The organism is Bradyrhizobium sp. BRP22 (assembly GCF_020194175.1).
Taxonomy (GTDB): Bacteria; Pseudomonadota; Alphaproteobacteria; order Rhizobiales; family Xanthobacteraceae; genus Bradyrhizobium.
This window is the reverse complement of record NZ_JADYVX010000005.1, coordinates 207088-224956: the sequence shown is the minus strand read 5'-3', so window position 1 is coordinate 224956 and position 17869 is coordinate 207088. Positions and strand designations below refer to the sequence as shown.

Here is a 17869-nt window from a genome sequence, read left to right as displayed (position 1 = left end):
CACGGTTCGATCCATTATTGTCAGATTCAATCTGTTGGCCGATCGGCTTGCTTCAAGACGTCGATCATCGCGTAGAAGACGGGCCAACCGTGATTCTGTGAGGTGGCGAAAAATGTCTTCATCCGAGCATGAAGTGGTCATCGCCGGAGGTGGCCCGGCCGGGCTGATGCTGGCGGGTGAATTGGCATTGGCGGGTGTGGATGTTGCCATTGTCGAGCGGCGCGTGAACCAGGATGTCGAGGGCTCGCGTGCCAGCGGACTGCATCCGCGATCGATCGAGGTGCTCGACCAGCGCGGCATAGCCGACCGCTTCGTATCGCAGGGAGAAAAGCACCACGTCGTGCTATTCGGCGGTTCAATTCTCGATGCCAGCGATCGCCCGACTCGACACAACTACACGCTCGCGCTGTGGCAGGCCAAGATCGAGCGCGAACTCGCTGACTGGGTTTCCGAATTGTCGGTGCCGTTTTATCGCGGCTGCGAGGTAACCGGTTTCGCGCAGGATGACGCCGGCGTGAACGTCGGGTTGCATGACGGCCACTCCCTGCGGGCGACGTACCTTGTCGGATGCGATGGCGGCCGCAGTCTTGTCCGTAAGACGGCCGGTATCGAATTCCCGGGATGGGAGCCGGCCATCAGCTACCTGATTTTCGAAGCCGACATGGCAGACGAGCCGGCATTGGGCATGCGTCATGGCGAAAGGGGCGTCTATGCCCTTGGCAAGCTGGAGGGCGGTAAGCGCGTCCGCGGTGTCGTGACAGAGCAACGCTGCGAACGGGGCGACAAACCAGACGTCGACGAGCTTCGCGGGGCTCTCATTGCCGCTTACGGATCAGACTTCGGTGTCCACGATGTCAGCTGGCTCTCAAGGTTCACCGATGCAGCGCGGCAGGCTGCGTCCTACCGGAAAGGGCGCGTGTTGCTGGTCGGAGATGCCGCCCATGTGCATTCTCCAGTCGGCGGGCAGGGCCTGAACATCGGCATCCAGGACGCCGTCAATCTGGGCTGGAAGCTCGCCCAGGTGGTCAAAGGCGCCTCGCCAGAAAACCTGCTCGACACCTACCATGCGGAGCGACACCCGGTCGGTGCGGCCTTGCTCAAGAACACGTTGGCGCTCACGGCGCTCAACCGTGGCGACGAGCGGACAAATGCCTTGCGCGAGATGATGGCGCAGGTGATGCAGATGGATGCGCCGCGCAAATGGTACACTGCAATGATGTCAGGCCTCGATATTCGATACGACCTCGGCGAGGGACATCCGTTGCTTGGCCGCCGAATGCCCGACCTCGACCTTTTCACCGCCGATGGACCAACGCGTCTCTTCACCCTCCTGCACGATGCACGGCCGGTGCTGCTCAATTTCGGGAAGCCTGGCCACATCGACATCACGGGATGGGCAAAGCGAGTGAAGCTGATCGATGCAAGATTTGAAGGCGTGTGCGAACTTCCTGTGGCGGGCATGGTCCAGACTCCGACCGCCGTCCTGATCCGGCCTGACGGGCACGTGGCGTGGGTTGGAGACGGAAACGCCATGGGCCTCAACGAGGCACTTGGAACCTGGTTCGGCAAACCCGATGTGAGAACGCGGGCCCTGTAGGGCAGACGAGCAACGCAACTGGCTGCGTAACAATCGGTTTGGGAAGGAGCCTGCATTGTCCAAGGTTCGCGTGAACTGCTTCTCGATATCGCTCGACGGTTTCGGAGCCGGTCCCGATCAGAGTCCCGACAACCCGCTGGGGTGGAATCATTGTTGCGGCCCACTCTCTCCTTTCCAAAAGAACCGCGTTCGCTACCGCGGGTTCCTATTTTGGAACCCGACGTTGGCCGCGAGAGCGATGCCGGCTCCGGGATCGAGTGACTTCGGGAACCATCGAGCGTGCCCTTCAGACATTTGTCGGACAGTAGAGGATCGCGCCGGCCTGGATCTCCGTCGCCGCCAGAGTTTCATCGTGACGAACTCGGGCGACCCGAACGCGCCGGCGAGTATCGAACTGCTCGACGGCGCGACCAAGTCCTTATCTCGAGCCTCTATTTTTAAGTCCTTATTCGGAGCCGGTCCTCGCTGTCTGGACCGAGGAATCAAGCGCCCCGAGTCACTTGATTCGACGGGCGTCTTTGCGAGCCTCAGCGAGGGTAGCGGTCGCCGCAGAGCGAGGGCGATCGAGAGGTCAAGTGAGGCCTAAAATAATATATAACAATTTCAATGACTTGTTGGCGCCGTTTGATCACATCTGCGTGTTATTTGTGCAACACCCGTCGGAAAACAGGCGAAGCGCAGCGGTTCGAAGCGGTTCATTTGTTGCTTGTGCAAGGCCCTTCGGTAATTCTGTTGCTGCGACGGAGGGGGGCATCCCGAAGTCGTCCCGTTCTTGGTGGTTCGCTTAAGTCCCTCGCGTTTTCGCGGGAGTCCGAAAGCGCGAAGCGGCTTGACGGGTTTATGGGGGACTAGGGAACCAGCCTCAGGGTGTTCGCCCGGCGGATCCGCAGCTCTTCCTTACAGAGCAACTTGGAGGTTTAACATGAAGATGGTTAAGAGCCTTATCCTCGGCTCAGCGGCGGGTCTGCTCGCCATGGGCGGGGCACAGGCGGCCGATCTTCCCGTCAAGGCCAAAGCGGTCGAGTACGTGAAGATCTGTTCGCTTTACGGCGCCGGTTTCTGGTACATCCCGGGCACCGACACCTGCATGAAGATCGGCGGCTACCTGCGTGTCGACACCACGTTCAACGGCGGCATCTACGACTCGCCGGCGTGGAGTGGTGATATCGGTCAACACAACCGGTACGCCGATTATTTTGCCGCCCGCTCCCGTATGGCGCTGACGGTTGATACCCGCACCGCTACCGAATATGGCGTCGTCCGCACCTTCGCTCAGGGCGACTTCCAGTTCGATACCCTGGGCAACAACACGTTCAGCCCGAACTCGATCAACGGTTCGCTTCCGGTTGCAGGTGCCAACCTGCTGCATACGCCGGGCGGTGGCTATGTCGCGGTCGAATTCGTGTTCATCCAGTTCGCGGGCTTCACCTTCGGTAAGTCGGCTTCGGCCTTCGCGACGCCGTGGCACGGTTATCCGGGCAACAACTCGTCCTTCCTGCTCGGCGGTCACGACACCGTCACCGGCGTGAACAACATCCAGTACACCGCGCAGTTCGGCAACGGCATATCGGGCACCATCGGGCTCGATGATCCGACCGTCTTCAACCGAACGGTCGTCGCCAACCTGACGGTGCCGCTGACCTCCACCGGCGGTATCGCCAACGCTTATGGCGGCGTGACGGCTCCCGACGTCGTCGGTAACATCCGCATCGACCAGGCTTGGGGTCTGTTCCAGATTTCGGGCGCGGCACATCAAGTCAACGCATCGTACAACGTGCTGAATACGACCGGTGCTCCGGCCGGTGCGGTCGGTCTGCCCGGCGCGGCGCCAACAGGCCTGTCTGAACTCTCCGGCCACCCCGACACCAAGTGGGGCGGTGCGGTGATGGCTGCGTTGCAGATCAAGAACATCCCGACTGGTCCCGGCGACGACATCAAGTTGGATGCGACCTACGCCATCGGCGACACCAAGCAGGTGATCTCGACGTCGTCGACCTCGCCGCTGTTCACAATGTTCGGTGGTGCCAGCAATTTCGGCTCCTATCAGAGCATTGGTTTCGGTGCGACCAGTGACGCCGTGTACCTGCCGGTGTTCGCTGGTGGCGACGGAGACCTTCACCTGACCAAGGCGTGGGGTGTCCGTGGTGCGTTCAACCACAACTGGGATCCCTACTGGTCGTCGAGCTTGTTCGGCAGCTACTCGGCTGTGCGTTACGACAACACTGCGAAGGCCTTCGTTTGCGCAACCTATACGGCTGCGCGGGTCGCGGCTCCGAGCCTCGACTATAGCTGCAACCCGGACTTCAACGTGTCTCAGCTCGGCGTGATCACCCGCTGGACTCCGGTCAAGAACCTGACGTTCTCGGCCGAAGTCATGTGGTTCCACCTCGACCAGAAGTTCACCGGCTCGGCGATCTTGGCGCCGCCGGCTCCGAAGCCGGTCGCGCGGTACGATTTCAAGGACCAGGATACGGTCAGCTTGAACGTCCGCGTTCAGCGCAACTTCTGATCTTGATCATCTGAATCCCGATCTAGAAACCCCCGGCAGCGCGCTGCCGGGGGTTTTTGTCATTGGGAATTGACGGCATTTTGAGAGTGGAGCCGTTCGGGAGCATTACGCCAATAGGCGACATACGGATTGGCGCAAGAAGAAGGAGGCCGTGAACTTATGCGGCCTAACGCTTCCATCTTGTTTGAGGCAATCACCCAGTCAACCTCATCAGCAAGCTGGTTGAGGTGCTGGTGTAGCCGGTCGAACTTGTTACGTTTGGTTTTGTCAGTCGTGAGATCGCGGATCACAGCCACCTCTGCTTGGCAGCAAGGCGCCGCGCTCAATATTTTTTAGGACCCGTAGCTCCACAGCTTGGCCTTAATATTTTCTGACGATCGGTTTTGTCGTCGGAGGCGGTGTGGGCGCGGGCGGCGAGATAGAGAAGGTGAGCCAGGTATTCCAGCCTGATGGCCGGTTTTCCGCAGCGAACTCGCCGTAAGCCTTAAAATTGAGATAACCCTGCATGTCGCCGACCGGAAACAGGTACCCGATCTGTGGACCGACGCCAACGACCTGGGACTGGAAGCAGCCGACACGGTCGCCTGAGCCGCTGTCGCAGCCGAGCTCCTTGTAGACATAGCCCACGAGGCCAACCATGACCTGCTTCGACAGGAATTGCGATGCACCCCAGTCGAAGTGCATGTCGACGCCACTCTGATACTGCGTTGCAGTATTCTTGAAATTGTAGGTGAAGCCGAGGACGCCAGAAAACTCATGGCCGGTTTGCGGGTTGAAATAGGTGTAGCCGCCGCCGGCGTCGATCGCGCCGTGTCCGATGCCCAAGTTCGACAGCCGCGTGGATTCGTAAGCGCCCACCGGGATGTCGCCCGTGATGTAGGTCATGTAGTTGTGGACGCCGGCGTTCCAGCGCAATTGGAAGATCGGTGCCAGATCCCCAAATCCCCATGTCGTGTCGCTGATGGTGTCGGATCGCGCGAAGGGGACGTTGTTGCCGAACGGGCCGGTGAGCACGCCGGACAAGGTCCCCGCCAGGCTGGTGCCGACGACGCCATAGTTCGCCAGGAGAGACACGGACGCCTGGCCGCCGAGCACCGGCGTCGCGAATACATAGGACGGGATCACCAAGCCAAGATCGCCGGTGGCGTTGACGCTCAAATTCAGATTTGCGTTGACGGTAAGGTTGGCCGGAACCCTGCCGAGCGAGAATTCACGCGCACGCGCGACGTCGGCGCCGGCCGATACGGAGGTGTGATAGTAGATCGTCGCCAGCGACCAACCCGGCTGCTGCGGCGTGGCCGCCAAGCTTCCAAAGAGGCCGGGGAGCCAGAAGCTGATGCCGTTTTCGTCAGCGCTTGCGATTTGCGGGAATAGTGCGAGGGCTGCGACAGCGAGTGAGCCGACCAGAGCCGGTTGAGAAACGCCCGGAAATCCCAAGGTGATTTTCATCTGACGATCTCCAGGCGGCAAATGCGTTTACATCAGGCTCAGGCGGTTACGAAGGCACTTTCCATTTTGTAGCGCGGCGATTCCCGCGCTCGGCTCCAGAGTGCAAGTAAGCCATATTTGAGGCTTGAAGTCCGTTGTGGATTGGCCACAACTGGTAATTTAGTGTTTGTATTTTTGCAGCGCATGTCGCGAATGCATTGGTACTGCTTCGCCACGACGCGCCCTAGAGCGTGATGACTTTTCTTCGAATCGTCATCCCGCTCTAGCTCTTTGTTTGAGCATGATCTTTTTCGGAAAACCGGTCCCACTTTTCCGGATCATGCTCTAGTCGAAGGCAAAGATCCGCTTCCAGTCCTTCTTCATGTCGACCACCGTCCACCTGTTCACCGTTGCGGCATCCAGCGCCACATCCAGTCTGCCGAAATTCGAATGGCGGTCGTAGGCATATTCGCGTTCCGCGTCGGTATGGTGGACGATCAGGCCGAACCGCGCGCCACTGGCGCCGAGCGTCGTCCATTGCAGCATTTCGAGGTCGCCATCGGAATTGCCGAAGGCCGCGATCGGGCGGCGGCCAATGTGCTCGTTGATGCCGATCGGCTTGCCGGCCTTGTCGTCGATGAAATTGACCTCGGGCAGGCGGAACAGAACCGGTGTGCTGTCGCGCATTTCAAATCGGGTCTTGATCGACGAGCCGACCACCTGCTCCGGGGGCACTCCGTAGATTCGCGCGGTCCATGGCCGCATGAACTCGATGCCGCCGCCTGACACGATGAAGGTCTTGAAGCCGTTGACGCGGAGATAGGCCAGCAACTCCAGCATCGGCTGGTAGACCAGTTCAGTGTATGGTCGCTGGAAACGACGATCGCGCGCGGTGGCAAGCCAATCGACGACAATCTTCTCGAACTCTGCCGTCGTCATGCCGGCGTGCGTCACAGCGACCAGCTCAGCCAGCCCTTTTTCTCCGGAGGCGGCGACCGCCTTCAGATCGCCCTCGAGCACCGCTGCGAACGGCTGCTTCTCCTTCCATTCCAGATGCATCGGGGCAAGCGCCTTGACGCGGTCGAGCGCAAAGGCCAGCTGCACGTACATCGGCTGCTCCACCCAAAGGGTGCCGTCGTTGTCGAAGGTGGCGATCCGCTGCTCGATCGGCACGAAGGTGGGACCGTCTTGCGTCGTGACGCGCGCGACGAAGTCGATGATGGCCGCCTTGGTCGCGCCCTCGTTCCAGGACGGCAGCGGGTCGCGCTGGGCCTGTGCTTGGACCTGTGCTTGGGCGAGAGGCGAACGGAGGGCGACGGCCAGCAGCGAAAGCGTCGCCATCGACGAGAGCAGAAAGCGACGATCAAGGAGAGGAGACTGCAGGATCGGCTTCATGTTCTCCCTCCGACTGCCAAACGGATGGTTTACGCGGCTGCGCGCACAGAGGCGACACCAAGGTCGTCGCGGCGACGAATGCTGTGAGGAGGCCGACACAAGTGCGTCTGACGATGCTCATGATGGGTAACCTGCCGATTCACGCAGCGCATTCATCGCTCACCTGTCGTGTGCGGACGCCCGGTGGGGGCGCCCGCATCACCCGCAAGCATTCGAACTACTGGCTCGGGTGCCCCTGACCCTTCTTGAGCTGTTCCATAACCTGATCCAGGTTGTAGCTCGCCGGATCTTGAAGCGGGGGGAACTCTTTGTAGGTCTCGAGCTCCTTGAGCCACAGGTTCTGGCCGATGGGCAGCAGGTTCCAGTCGTATATGTAAGCCGTGACCGGCCCGGCGAGCGCGCCGCTGAACCAGAAATTCGCCTTTTTCTCATCACCCCACGACGTCTCGAATGGATCGCGCTTGAGGTTAACCATGCCAGCTGCGAACTGGGTCTGGACTCCCGGCGAGAGGAAGCCCGTCGCGGTTTCGGGAGCTATCGCGAAATACATCTTCCAATTCTTGTAGCGCACCGCCGACGGGTGGCTGCTGGAATAGTAAAAGAAGGTATCGCGCGCCGACTTCTCGGAACGTCCCGAGAGGTACTCGGTCTGGTCGACGCCATCGAGCCTGGTCTTGACGATGCCCGGATATGAGCCGGCCATGATCCGCTTGTTCAGTGCATCGCCCTTGTCTCCGCCGGCAATGTTGACAAGCGTGGGCAGCCAGTCGAGCGACGCGAAGATGTCGTTCTTGACCGTCCCGGGCTTGATGACGCCCGGCCAGCGAATGACTGCCGGAGCGCGCATGCCGCCTTCCCAGGTGTTCATCTTCGAGCCCTTGAACGGGGTGGTGCCGCCGTCCGGGAAGGTGAACGTCTCTGCGCCGTTGTCCGTAGTGAACACGATGATCGTGTTGTCGAGCTGGCCCATTTCCTGGAGCTTCTTCAGCACATAGCCGATGTTGTCATCCATCTGCTTCATGCCGGCTTCGTTGACGCCCCAGTCCTTGCCGCCCGGCTCGCCGACCATGGCCATGTACCTGTCGTTCAGCACGGTCGTGACGTGCATGCGCGCCGGGTTGTACCAGACGAAGAACGGCTTGTTGGTCCTCTTGGGATCGTTGCGGTCGAGGAAGTCAATGATCTTGGCCGAAATCTCCTCGTCCACCCCCTTCGAACGCTCGAGCGTCAGCGGGCCCTGATCCTGGCAGGTCTGTTTCGCGCTCGTGCCGTCGGAGGACCTGCACCACAGCACCGGGCGTGGCGGGGTCAAACAAACCGCCGTCCTGGGATCCACGGCGCTGGGATCCTCGGGCAGGCCCGGGATCGGCGTATTGCGGCACGGCGGCGCGACCGTCTGCTGGGTCGGGGTTTTGTTGATGTCCGGGAAGCTCACGCCCTGCATGGCATCGAGATGATACAGATAGCCCCAGAACTCCTGAAAGCCGTGCGCGGTCGGCAGCGCGTCGGTGTGGTCGCCGAGATGGTTCTTGCCGAATTCGCCGGTGTTGTAACCGAGATCGAGCAGGAATTTGGCGAGCGCCGGCGTACCAGGCCGCAGATAGGACGGGCTGCCGGGAAGCTGCGGGGGAATCATGCCAGTGCGCAGCGGATTCATGCCGGTGAAGAAGGCATTGCGGCCCGCCGTGCAGCTCTGCTCGGCGTAATAATGCATTAAGATCGCACCCTCATTGCCGATGCGATCGATGTTGGGCGTCTCGCCGACCATCAGGCCGCGGTGATAGATGCTCGGCTGCATCCAGCCGATGTCGTCACCCATGATGAAGAGGATATTCGGCTTCTGTGGCGGCTGCTGCGCGGTTGCCGGCGTATTGGCCGGCCCGGACAACGACATCAACATCGTTGCGCCAAGCAGCGAAGCGCAGGATCGCCCGTGCCAGCCAGAACTCCTGATTGGCGCGGAAGGCGGCTTCGCATCGAATGTGCAATCCAACATGGCGTTGCGCTCCTCTCTATGATTTCTCAGACGTTCCTCGCCTGATGCATCGAAAGCCAAGATGACTTGTGGAGGTGTCGATCGGCTCCGCATGTCGCGCTGCCGGCCGATAACGTCGGCAGTAATTCGGCGCGCATAGGTGCGAGCCGCCTTTGATGACCTTCTGTGGAATCTTCACGTTGGTCGTTCTTGGGTCGTAGCTTTCGTCCTCGCGACCTCCGCGCGGGTTTTGCGGGATGCAGCAGACTTTTGGGGCATCGGCTTGGTGCCGCGGCGAGTACCAGTCGGCCGTCCACTCCCAGACGTTGCCGATCATGTCGTACAGACCGTAGCCGTTCGGAGGAAACGCGGTGACAGGGGAGGTGCGGTCGAAGCCGTCGGCACCGGTGTTGTGGCGAGGAAATTCGCCCTGCCAGGTATTGGCCATGTGACGCCCATGCGGCGTGAACTCATCGCCCCACGCGAACTCGGCGCCGTCGAGCCCGCCGCGTGCGGCAAACTCCCATTCCGCTTCGGTTGGCAGTTCCTTGCCGGCCCATTGCGCATAGGCGAGCGCATCGTTGAACGCCACATGCACGACCGGATGATCGCCGAGCGCATGGATGTTGCTTCTAGGGCCATAGGGATGACGCCAGTCCGCGCCCTTGGCGAACGTCCACCATTGGCTGAAGTCGCGGAGGTTGACCGGATGGTTGGGCGGCGAGAACATCAGCGAGCCCGCATAGACCATATGCGGGAGCATTCCGGGATAGTCCTTCGGGTCCGGCGTAATCTCGGCGACGGTGACATGGCCGGTAGCCTTCACGAACTCCCTGAATTCCCGGTTCGTCACCGGATGACGATCCATCCAGAAGCCATCCACGGTGACGCGATGCGACGGCGCTTCTTCCGGATAGTGCCTGTCCGATCCCATGCGAAAGGTGCCACCGGGTATCCAGATCATTTTATCGATATCTGAGCCGTTACGAATGGTGACATCGGACATAGGCGTGGCTGTCTGGTACGCTGTCATCAGAGCAGTTCTCCAACCGATGATCGGTATCATCCGAGCGGAAAGACGCTACGTAGGAGAACGCTCTACCGCTATTGGACCGTGGTCCAACATCGGCGTTCATCCGTGCAATCCATCGCCGGCTTTTCGAAGTGGGCTCGAACATGTAGGCTGATTTCCTCCAAACATCGGAGACGAGCCATGATGCGAATGCGCTTTGTCATTGTTGCACTTTCGATGTTCGTGAGCCCGGCATTGGCGCAGACCCAGCCATCGCCAGCCACATCAACGCCTCTCGCAACGGACGCCGCCTCCAGCTCCGCGTTTGGTGCGCTGCCTGGTCGCTGGGTCAGAGTGCAGGGAGGCTATGTGATCACAATCAATTCGGTCGAGGCTGACGGCCGGCTTGATGCCAACTACGCCAACCCCAGACCGCTGCCTTTTCATACGGCCATTGCTGTTCGCGATGGTAACAGCCTCAAACTCTTCTTCGAGCTGCGCGCCGCCGGTTACAATGGCTCCACCTATACGCTGCGATATGACGCGGCCAATGATCTGCTGACGGGCGTGTACGATCAGGTCGTGGTCAAACAGAAGTTCGAGGTCGTCTTCGTCCGCGGAAAATCGTGAGGCCGCGCACGAGCTGATGGGCCGCGGCCGACCGACTAGAATTCGCGGATGGGGCGCGAGAGGGGCCGCGCCCCCGGCAAAATCGTTTGCCTATTGATTTTGCTCATAAAATACCTCTTCCGCCCGGGGCGGGTGCTGGTCGAGAAATCGTGGTAAGGTTGTATCATATCATTCAAGAGGAGTGCCTTCGGACAGCGGTTCTTTGTAAATTTTTACTCTTGTGTTCTTGGAGCAGGGGTCCTTCCCAGAATGACAAGGACGCGCATTATTTTGTGGAGCGTCGTTCTCCTTTTTCTCTTTGGAGCGGAATCTCGTGCCGCCGAGCCTCGCCGCGTGCTGATGTTGCACGCTTTCAATTACACGTTCCCGGCCACTACATTGATTGCAGACGGCGCTCGAAAGCGCTTGCTGGAGCGCTCGCCGCAACCGCTCGAAATCGACGCAGACTTTCTCGACCTGGCGCGAAACACGGATACGGACTACGAAACGCGAATTGCGACGTTTCTACGGGCCAAGTACGAGAAGCGCCCCCCAGACGTGGTGATAACGTTGGGAAGCGCAGCTCTTCCGTTCATCATCAGGCACCGCGATGAGATCGGCCCAAACATCCCGGTCGTATTCACGTCCGTGTCCGCACAAAACTATCACGCGCAACGGCTGCCCACGAATATCACCGGCATAATTACTGACTTCAACCTGGACAAGACGCTTACGCTTGCGAAGCGGCTCCAGCCGCAAGCAAGCCGCCTGTTCATCATTGCCGGAAGCGGGGAGGTGGATCGGCGGTGGCAATCGACTGCCCGCAAAACCATTGGAGATCGCGGACCAGAATTCGAAGTCACATATCTGTTTGAGCGTTCATATGCGAAACTCGTCGAGGAAGTCTCGCAGATTCCCCGTGATGCGATTGTGATCGTTCTAACGGTGTTTGCCGACAGCAAAGGCGAGCCCTTCGTTCCTGCGCAAGTGGCAGCTTCTCTGTCCGCCATCTCTCCCGCACCAGTCTACGCACCTTATGACACCTATATCGGCAACGGGGTCGTCGGCGGCTTCGTTGAAACGTTTGAATCAGTTGGCGTCCGCGCGGCGGACATGGCGCTTCAAATCCTTGCCGGCAAAGACCCTGTCGCGATCGCCCCTCAAACGGATCCGGGGCAGCACTATCGCGTGGATCATAGGGCAATGGCGCGGTGGGACCTGCAGGAGAGCAAACTTCCTCCAGATACCGTGGTCTTGTTCAAGCAACCGACGATCTGGACCGAACATCGAGGTGCCGTCGTTGCGGCTATCGTGATAGTTGGCCTGCAATCGCTGATTGTTGGCGCCTTGCTCGTTCAGCGCCAGAGAAGGCTGCGCGCCGAAACGCTGCTCAAGGAAAGCGAAGAGCGGATGACGTTCGCTGCCGCTGCTGCCAATATTGGGCTCTGGCGATTTGATTGGCATCGAAACAAGCTTTGGGCGACGGAGCATTGCAGGGCAATGTTTGGAATTGCGCGCGATGCGCCGTTGACTCGTGACACACTCCTTGCGGCTGTTCATCCGGATGACCTGCAAACTGCAACCAATGCTCTCGAACGGTCATTTGAGGCGGAGCAGCCCGCCAATGGTGACGTCCGAATTGTCCTGCCCGGCGGTGAGGTGCGTTGGGTTCGCATGCGAGCCCGCTCCCGGTCGGAGAGTGGCGGTCGATCGGATCATCTTGCCGGTATCTTCATCGACATCACCGAACAGAAATCGGCCGAGGCTGAAGTTGCACTGCAACGTTTGGAAGTTGAACATCTCATGCGCGTGTCCGTGCTCGGTGAACTGTCCGGTTCAATTGCGCACGAAATCAATCAGCCGCTCACTGCGATCCTCTCAAATGCACAGGCGGCCCTCCATTTCTTGGCGCAGGAATCACCTGATCTCGCCGAGATCCGCGATGCGCTCGAAGAAATTGTTCACGAAGACAATCGGGCCGGCGAGGTCATTCACCGTCTTCGTCATCTTCTGAAGAAGGGCGAGCGGAAAGTGGAATGCGTCAATATCAATGACCTTATCAGATCGACCATCAGTTTGCTCAACAGCGAACTCACCGGTCGCGATATCAACGTCAGGCTTGATCTGAAAAGCGGCCAGTTCCTGGTGCGGGGCGATTCGGTACAGTTGCAGCAGGTCCTGCTTAATCTCGTGATGAATGCGATGGATGCCATGGCCGCGACCCCGACGGCACAACGTTCTATCGTGATTTCAACTCGAGGAGGTCAAGCGGGAAGGATGGATGTCCTCGTGAAAGATAGGGGACACGGCATTGATCCGAAGCTAAATGGCCGTCTGTTCGAGCCGTTCTACACTACCAAGAATCATGGACTTGGCCTGGGCCTCACCCTTTGTACGACGATCATAGAGGCGCATGAGGGCAAATTGACTCTTGTCAGCAATGAGGACGGAGGTGCGATTGCGGGATTTTCGCTGCCGGTTCAGAACGCCGCGGCAGGTGCTGCATGACGGACAAATCGACAATCTATCTTGTCGACGATGATGCTGGGGTGCTGACGGCCTTGTCCAGGCTGCTCCGTTGGAAGGGCTACGAGGTCAAGCCATATTCATCGCCGCAGGTGTTCCTGCGCGAGCACGACGCTAATGCGCCCGGCTGCGCGGTTTTGGACGTCTCGATGCCCGGTCTTGATGGTTTGGAGATCCAGCGTGTGTTAACGGCGACCGCCGGCTATCAGCGCCCCGTGGTGTTCGTCACCGGCCAGGGCGACATCCCGACCAGCGTGCGCGCCATGAAAGCCGGTGCAATCGATTTCCTGACCAAGCCGATAAATGACGACGATTTGTTCGAAGCCGTAGCCCGCGCCGAAGCCAGGGATGCCGAGTCGCGTCGGTTTCATTCCGAATTGAGATTGATTCAGGCGAAAGTCAGCACCCTGACGCCGCGCGAGCGCGAAGTGTTTACGCACGTCGTGGCAGGGCGGCTGAACAAGCAGATCGCCGGCGACCTAGGTACGGTCGAAAAGACCATCAAGGTCCACCGCAGCCGAATGATGGAGAAACTCGGCGTTCGCACGGTTGCCGATCTCGTTCGCATGGCCGAGAAGCTCAATCTCCCGAAGTAAGAGCAGCACCATTGGCCCAAGGGCTAACTCGACGCGATCGGCTGCAACCGCAATAATCTTTCATGGCGGATGCTTCTCGATGGATTGCTATCGTGGACGATGATCCGGCCGTACTCAAGGCATTGAGTCGGCTGCTGCGTTCGCACGCATTTCGAGTTCGGACTTACGGATCGGCACTTGAGTTTCTGGCGGCGCCGCCATCCGATCTTCCGGATTGCCTGATTGTTGATTTCCAAATGCCAGAGATGAACGGGTTGGAGCTTCAGCAGCATCTGGTGAGTAACGGCGTAGCAATCCCGACAATTTTGATCACGGCGCACGGCGACGTCGCGTTGCGTCATCGGGGAGAGCCTGTTGCTAGCCTCAGGAAGCCATTGCAGGAACAGGCCCTGCTTAATGCCATCAACGGCGCGCTTAGTGGCTCGCACTAAGGAGTGAAGAGCTGCTGCTGCAGGCGCACAAGAAGAAGAGGAGTGTAGAGATGCCTATTTCAATCTCCATGATTATTGTGAGTTCGCAACTCGTCGTCACAGTGGCCGACGGAGTGCCGGCATTCGACATCGCCAGAAGCTGCAAGCTTGACCTGGCGGCAACAGCCGGACTCACAGTTGATCAATCGACAAAAACCTGCATTAGTGATGAGGAAGGGGCGCGTCAGCAGTTGGTGACCCAGTGGTCCACGTTCTCTGCCCCTGCGAAGGCGGAGTGTATTCCGCAGGAGAGTATCGGCGGCTCGCCGAGCTACGTCAGTCTCTTGACGTGTCTGCAACTAGGCAAATGGGCTCGCTGATCGTCAGGGTGCTGACATTGCTTTCCGGCGCGCCGGTGGCTGCGACGAGAATTATTCGACGCTGGCGCCGCGGTGGAGGTCGGCCTCGATCTGCAGTCGCGTGCCGCCGCCGAAGCGGGCACGATAGACCTGCAGGTTCTCCATGATCCGCTGCACATAGTTGCGTGTCTCGGAGAACGGAATCAGCTCGACCCAGTCGACGGCGTCGACCTTGGGATCGCGCGGATCGCCGTAGCGATCGATCCATTTCCTGACGCTGCCGCGACCGGCGTTGTAGGCCGCGAAGGTCAGGATGTAAGAGCCGCGATAGTCCTCGAGCAACCCGCCGAGCTCGGCGGCGCCAAGCGCGGCGTTGTAGACCGAGTCCGTCTTCATCCGGTTGAGATCGAACGTGATACCGGCGCGCTTGCAGACATAGCGGCCGGCGTCGGGCGTGACCTGCATCAGGCCGTAGGCCTGCGCCGGCGAAACCACGGCCGGATTGAACGCGCTTTCCTGCCGCGCGATCGCATAGACGATGCTTCGCTCGATGTCCGGGCCGATCGATTTGAACGACGGAATCCCGTTGATCGGATAGGCGTAGAAGTCGAACGGCAGGCCGCGGTTGAGCGCGGCCTTGCCCATCAGCAGCATGCCGCGCGCATCGCCGTGGCGCGCCGTCAGTTCGCCGAGCCCGACCAGCGCGTCGGGATCGCCGTTCTCACCCATGTCGGCAAGCATGGGGATCGCGAACTCGCGTGCGTCGAGCTCGTAGAGCAGTTGCGCCGCGCGCACGATCTCCAATCGCTCGATGCCGAGGCCGCGTGCGCGCGGGACGCCGTTTAGCTCGATCTGCGGCAAGCCGAGCTTCGCGCGGGCAAGCTGGCCGTAATAGCTCGTGGATTGCTCGGCCGCGCGCAGATAGGCCGCGCGCGCCTCCTGGTTGCGGCCGGCGGCCTCGGCGGCGCGGCCTTGCCAGTAACCGGCACGTGCCAGCGCGGTCGGATTGACGCTGCCGACGCCGATGCGGGCGAAATGCTGTGCGGCGAGCGCCGGATCTCTGAGGAAGCGCAGCGCGATCCAGCCGGCGGTGAACTCCTGCTCGGTCTTGTAGATGTCGCGGGCGGGCAGCGCCGCATCGCGCGCGATCAGATAGGCGGTGCGGTGCTCGCCGACATCGATCATCTTGCGCGCCAACAGGCGCCGCTCGATCCACCATTCGTCGACATTGAAGAGCCTGGCCGGATCTTTCGGCGCGCTCAGCATCAACTGCGCCGCTTCCGCGAACTTCTCCTCGCGGCGGAGCAACTGGATGCGGGCGAAGAGATAGCCGGTGTCGTGCAGCTCGCGTGGCACGGCGTCGAGCAGCGCCCGCAGGTTGGACGCTTTCTTATTGGCGGCGATACGCGCCTTGGCAAGCGCGAGATAGCCCGAGCCCAGCCGCTTGGCCGCGCGCAGCCCGGCCGCCTCCTGCTCGGTGCCATAGAGCATCGTGTCCATGCGCGCCTTGTGATCGCCGGCGGTGAGCAGCGCGCCGAACAAATCGAGGGCGGCGGTCTCCGTGTCCTCGCTCATGGGGTCGCTGCGCCAGGCCTCGCGCACCAGCCGCTCCGCATTGGCGCGGTCGCCGCGCGCGAGCATCGCCTTCGCCAGCGCGAACCGTCCTTTGGCCGAGACGGGGGATTCGCCCTCGAACCACGACCAGACCGCGGTGTCCTCGCGGCGGTCGTCCCACAACGCCGCCTCGAGGCGGCGGCGCAGGAAGGTCTGCGAGGGCCAGCTCGGATTGGCCGAGATGAAGGCGCGGTAGCGTTCGAACGTAGCGCCGTTGTTGTCGCTGCGCAGAATCAGCCACTCGGCGAGCTTTCTGGCGACGGGGTCGGAGATCGTGGCCTCGACCTGCGTCGCATCGTCGGGCTTCTGCTTGCGGATCAGCTCGATGACGTTCTCGAGCGCTTCCTTGTCGCTCCGCGAGGTCGACGAGGTCGCGGCCACTGCGGCGGGCACCGTCGGCTTGCTCCGGGTCGGCGCCGCATGCTGTCGCGTGGCCGGCGCCAAATGGGGTGGGGGTGGAGCGGGTGCACTGGATGGCGCTCGGGCCGCGGCGGCATTCTTGGCAGCCGCAGGCGCGGGCGTAGCGGTCGTCGCGGGTGCGGTTTTGGGAACCACACTGCGGGCGATCGGCCGTGCTTTCGGCACTGGAACGTTTGTATTGGCCGCGGCTTCTGCCATCGCGGCGAAGCTGAATACAAACGCCAGCGATGTCGCCAGGGCGGTCGATCGCAATGCGGCGGCGCGGGGGGAAGGGGTCACGACTTTCCTCTGCGGCGGCGAATCATCTGCTCGCTGAAGCCTTAGCTGTATTTGATTGAATATGTGGACAAAATGCTAAAAGTGTCGCCGGGAGCGATGTCTGCCGCATGACAGCGGCAAAATCGCGGCTGGCTATGGACGGGAGACTACGGGCCCTTTCGCCTGGTCGTCGGACCCGATATGAATTGGCCCTGATGACCCGCGCGCCGCAACCCTTATAAGCGTTTGGAGGAAGTCCATGGCAGCCAAGACAAATTTCCGCGGCTCGTTCACCGCCTTGGTGACGCCATTCAAGAACGGTTCCGTGGACGAGGCGGCTTTCCGCGGCCTGGTGAACTGGCAGATCGCCGAGGGCACCAACGGCCTGGTTCCAGTCGGCACCACGGGCGAGAGCCCGACGCTCAGCCATGACGAACACAAGCGCGTGGTCGAATGGTGTATCGCCGAGGCCAAGGGCAGGGTGCCGGTCATCGCAGGCGCCGGTTCCAATTCGACAAAAGAGGCGATCGAGCTGTCCGAGCACGCTGAGCAGGCCGGCGCCGATGCTGTGCTGGTGGTCACGCCCTATTACAACAAGCCGACCCAGGAGGGGCTCTACCAGCACTTCAAGGCCATCAATGATGCCATTGGAATCCCGATCATTATCTACAACATCCCGCCGCGCTCGGTGATCGACATGTCGGTCGACACCATGAAGCGGCTGTGGGAACTGAAGAACATTGCCGGGGTCAAGGACGCCACTGCGAGCATGGTGCGGGTGTCGCAGCAGCGCGCGGCGATGGGTGAGGACTTCAACCAGCTCTCCGGCGAGGACGCGACCGTGCTCGGCTACATGGCCCATGGCGGCCACGGCTGCATCTCCGTCACCTCGAATGTGGCGCCGCGGCTGTGCGCCGAGTTCCATGCGGCCTGGCAGAAGGGCGATGTCGCGACCGCGCTGAAGGTGCACGACAAGTTGATGCCGCTGCACACCAACCTCTTCATCGAGAGCAATCCCGGGCCCGTGAAATACGCGATGTCGCTGCTCGGCAAACTGGAGGAGCGGCTGCGGCTGCCGATGGTCCCGGTTGCCGAATCCACGCGCGTGGCGGTGCGCAGCGCCATGGTGCATGCCGGCCTGATCAACTAGGGCGGTTGCGC

General features: G+C 60.8%; 14 protein-coding genes and 1 pseudogene. 9 read left to right on the top strand and 6 right to left on the bottom strand.

Annotated elements, in window-relative coordinates:
- The first annotated feature begins 112 nt into the window (after window positions 1–112).
- The 3 genes and pseudogenes from I6F35_RS09545 to I6F35_RS09535 all read left to right on the top strand — a co-directional run bounded on the left by I6F35_RS09545 (window position 113) and on the right by I6F35_RS09535 (window position 4106).
- Window positions 113–1597, top strand: a complete 1485-nt coding sequence (locus tag I6F35_RS09545) for an FAD-dependent monooxygenase (RefSeq protein WP_225117392.1) — start codon at window positions 113–115, stop codon at window positions 1595–1597.
- A gap of 55 nt (window positions 1598–1652) precedes the next feature.
- Window positions 1653–1739, top strand: a pseudogene (locus I6F35_RS09540) (dihydrofolate reductase); the annotation flags it as partial.
- 780 nt (window positions 1740–2519) lie between these two features.
- Entirely contained in the window at window positions 2520–4106 is a 1587-nt protein-coding gene (locus tag I6F35_RS09535; protein WP_225117391.1) for a porin, read from the top strand.
- Between the two features lie 59 nt (window positions 4107–4165).
- On the opposite strand, the gene I6F35_RS09530 is transcribed toward I6F35_RS09535, so the two are convergent.
- The 5 genes from I6F35_RS09530 to I6F35_RS09510 form a co-directional block, all read right to left on the bottom strand.
- Window positions 4166–4396, bottom strand: a complete 231-nt coding sequence (locus I6F35_RS09530) for a hypothetical protein (RefSeq protein ID WP_225117390.1) — start codon at window positions 4394–4396, stop codon at window positions 4166–4168.
- Window positions 4397–4466: 70 nt separating this feature from the next.
- Window positions 4467–5555 carry a transporter gene (locus tag I6F35_RS09525; protein WP_225117389.1) on the bottom strand — a complete coding sequence of 363 codons (1089 nt, stop codon included), beginning with the start codon at window positions 5553–5555 and terminating at the stop codon, window positions 4467–4469.
- Window positions 5556–5879: 324 nt separating this feature from the next.
- A complete protein-coding gene (locus I6F35_RS09520; RefSeq protein ID WP_225117388.1) occupies window positions 5880–6929 on the bottom strand; it encodes an HAD family hydrolase in 1050 nt (349 codons plus the stop codon).
- A 217-nt stretch (window positions 6930–7146) separates the two neighbouring features.
- A complete protein-coding gene (locus I6F35_RS09515) occupies window positions 7147–8823 on the bottom strand; it encodes an arylsulfatase (protein WP_225117517.1) in 1677 nt (558 codons plus the stop codon).
- 118 nt (window positions 8824–8941) lie between these two features.
- Window positions 8942–9868 (bottom strand): formylglycine-generating enzyme family protein, encoded by a 927-nt coding sequence (locus I6F35_RS09510; RefSeq protein WP_225117387.1) that lies wholly within the window; start codon window positions 9866–9868, stop codon window positions 8942–8944.
- Between the two features lie 249 nt (window positions 9869–10117).
- Between I6F35_RS09510 and I6F35_RS09505 the strand changes: the two genes are divergently transcribed.
- The 5 genes from I6F35_RS09505 (at window position 10118) to I6F35_RS09485 (ending at window position 14437) form a co-directional block, all read left to right on the top strand.
- Window positions 10118–10546, top strand: coding sequence for a hypothetical protein (locus I6F35_RS09505; protein ID WP_225117386.1), 429 nt, complete (start codon window positions 10118–10120; stop codon window positions 10544–10546).
- Between the two features lie 249 nt (window positions 10547–10795).
- Complete coding sequence (locus I6F35_RS09500; RefSeq protein ID WP_225117385.1) at window positions 10796–13033, top strand: ABC transporter substrate binding protein; 2238 nt, start codon at window positions 10796–10798, stop codon at window positions 13031–13033.
- Complete coding sequence (locus I6F35_RS09495; RefSeq protein WP_225117384.1) at window positions 13030–13647, top strand: response regulator; 618 nt, start codon at window positions 13030–13032, stop codon at window positions 13645–13647. Before I6F35_RS09500 ends, I6F35_RS09495 begins: the two co-directional genes overlap by 4 nt.
- Before the next feature lie 92 nt (window positions 13648–13739).
- Complete coding sequence (locus I6F35_RS09490; RefSeq protein ID WP_346283149.1) at window positions 13740–14078, top strand: response regulator; 339 nt, start codon at window positions 13740–13742, stop codon at window positions 14076–14078.
- 50 nt (window positions 14079–14128) lie between these two features.
- Complete coding sequence (locus I6F35_RS09485) at window positions 14129–14437, top strand: hypothetical protein (RefSeq protein ID WP_225117382.1); 309 nt, start codon at window positions 14129–14131, stop codon at window positions 14435–14437.
- A gap of 51 nt (window positions 14438–14488) precedes the next feature.
- On the opposite strand, the gene I6F35_RS09480 is transcribed toward I6F35_RS09485, so the two are convergent.
- Window positions 14489–16648, bottom strand: a complete 2160-nt coding sequence (locus I6F35_RS09480) for a lytic transglycosylase domain-containing protein (RefSeq protein WP_225117516.1) — start codon at window positions 16646–16648, stop codon at window positions 14489–14491.
- Between the two features lie 319 nt (window positions 16649–16967).
- Here I6F35_RS09480 and dapA point away from each other — a divergent pair, with 319 nt between their 5' ends.
- Window positions 16968–17858, top strand: coding sequence for a 4-hydroxy-tetrahydrodipicolinate synthase (dapA, locus tag I6F35_RS09475; RefSeq protein WP_225117381.1), 891 nt, complete (start codon window positions 16968–16970; stop codon window positions 17856–17858).
- Window positions 17859–17869 lie beyond the last annotated feature (11 nt).